This is a genomic window from Roseomonas rosulenta (assembly GCF_016106005.1).
In the GTDB taxonomy this organism is placed as follows: Bacteria; Pseudomonadota; Alphaproteobacteria; order Acetobacterales; family Acetobacteraceae; genus Neoroseomonas; species Neoroseomonas rosulenta.
Genome location: NZ_JACADR010000554.1, coordinates 1 through 1,202, shown reverse-complemented (window position 1 = coordinate 1,202; position 1,202 = coordinate 1). Strand labels below are relative to the sequence as shown.

The window sequence follows — 1,202 nt, the reverse complement described above, 5'->3', positions numbered from 1 at the left end:
CGAAGGCCGCGCTGGCCGCCAGCAGCAGGCCGCGTGCGGCCATCCGCGGGCCAGGGCGCGGCGGCGTTGCGGGCCTGGGCGGCGGGCGGTCGGCGCGCGTCACGCCACGCCCTCCCCTGCACGCGGCATTCCCGCAAGCCCGTGGACCGCCCGCGAATCGCTCATGGCGGATGATTGACGATCCACGACGGTCTCTCCTGCGTTCCGGCACTGGAAGGGAAGCATGCGGACCGGGCGCCGGCCAGCGCAACGCTTCACCTGCCCGCAGCCGCCGCGTCAGGTCAGATGCGCCTCGAGCATCCACAAGGCCTTGTCGAGGGTACGCGAGAAGCCCGTCAGCAGGTCCGCCGAATCAGCGTCGCCGGCCTCGCCCGTGGCGTCGATGCCCGCGCGCACGGTGGCGGCGAGCGCCGCGTAGCGGTCCGCGAGCGCCTTCACATGGTCCATGCCGTCGCGCAGCCCCGCGGGGTAGGGCGCCAGGCGGGACTTCTCGCCGACCAGCTGCGTCGTGCCGTCGGGCGTGCCGCCCAGCTGCACGATGCGTTCGGCCAGGTCGTCCGTCGCCTCGCCGAGCTGGTCGTAGAAGGTCTCGAACAGCGCATGCAGGGCGGCGAATTGCGGTCCGCGCACGGTCCAATGCGCCATGCGCACGCCGTTGGTCAGGTCCATCGCATCGGCCAGCGCGGCGTTGAGCACGCCCACCGAGGCCTCCCGCGCATTGGCGCCGAGGTCGTTGCGCGTGGCCTGCAGCTTGCCGGGCTTGGTCTTGGGCATGGCAGCGTCACTCCTCAACATGATGGGCTCAATATGGGGTGCAGCACGGCGACGTCACGGCAGGACGGCCAGGTAGCGTGCCGCCTCGGGCGCCGCCTCGCCGCTCTGGAAGCCGGCGGCGCGGGCCAGCACGGCGCGGTCGGCGGCATCGAGCCGGCCCGCCTCGCGCAGGTGCTCGGTCCAGGATTCCACGGCCCAGAGCTCGATCCAGCGCTCGGGATGGGCGACATCCTCCAGCAGCCGCCAGGCCAGCGCGCCGCTGCGCAGGCGCACCCGCCGCGCCTCACGCATCGCCGCCAGGAAGGCCGCGCGGTCAGCGGGGGCGACGGTGTAGCGCACGACCTCGAGCACGCGGCCGGTGTCGCCCGCCAGCACGGCGCGCAGCTCGTCCGCCGGCGCCTCGGGCCGCGGCATCGGCACGGCGGGGG

Annotated in this window: 2 protein-coding genes; both read right to left on the bottom strand. The window is 74.3% G+C overall.

The window, feature by feature from the left end; all coding sequences use genetic code 11:
• Positions 1-276: 276 nt before the first annotated feature.
• Entirely contained in the window at positions 277-774 is a 498-nt protein-coding gene (dps, locus tag HW578_RS26800; protein WP_198373739.1) for a DNA starvation/stationary phase protection protein Dps, read from the bottom strand.
• Positions 775-828: 54 nt separating this feature from the next.
• Positions 829-1,202, bottom strand: a 374-nt coding sequence (locus HW578_RS26795; RefSeq protein ID WP_198373738.1) for an MFS transporter, incomplete at its 5' end; no start/stop codon positions are given.

Bases quoted from the DNA above. Each gene is read 5' to 3' on its own strand.
- dps (WP_198373739.1), bottom strand. From the start codon at position 774: ATGCCCAAGACCAAGCCCGGCAAGCTGCAGGCCACGCGCAACGACCTC.